1 pseudogene is annotated in these 606 nt (G+C 51.5%); it reads left to right on the forward strand.

Annotated features, from left to right (window positions below):
• Positions 1 to 606: pseudogene (locus tag CJ260_RS12515) on the forward strand (hypothetical protein); the annotation flags it as partial.

Here is a 606-nt window from a genome sequence, read left to right on the forward strand (position 1 = left end):
CTGACGGAGACGTGACAGCTGTAGATGTGACGGCCAGCGGGGCGCTGACGGGAGCAACCATCGCCAATGCCAACGGCAGCTTTAGCGTCGATGCGTCCGGCAATGTATCGGGTAATGACGTAACGGCTATAGGAGATGTAACGGGAGCGACGTTTGCCAATACGTTAAATACTTTTTCCGTTGACGCTGACGGGAATATTACCGGTGAGAGCATTATTGTCGACGGGAAGACTTATATTTCCAGCAGCGGCTTGAATGCAAACGGCAGTGTTATCAGCAACGTTGGGAAAGGCGATGTAACCGAATCGTCAACAGATGCCGTTAACGGAAGCCAGCTCTATGAAGTACGAAGCCAGATCAAGACCTATACGGCCGGAAACGGCATCGCTATTGACGAAGCAGATAACAATAAGATTTCCATCAAGAAAGGCAACGGCATTGAATTTGACAGCAGCGGCAACGTGACAGTGAAAGCGGCGCAGGATGGAAACCTAGTTGTAGGTGCTAACGGCGTCAGCCTGTCGAAGACAGTCAGCGGATTGACGAGTCTCAGCACCGATGCGTTGGCAGTGACCAATAATGCAACCGTAAAAGGCACGTTAGGCG

The sequence above is a fragment of the Megasphaera sp. ASD88 genome (assembly GCF_002287425.1).
Taxonomy (GTDB): domain Bacteria; phylum Bacillota; class Negativicutes; order Veillonellales; family Megasphaeraceae; genus Megasphaera; species Megasphaera stantonii.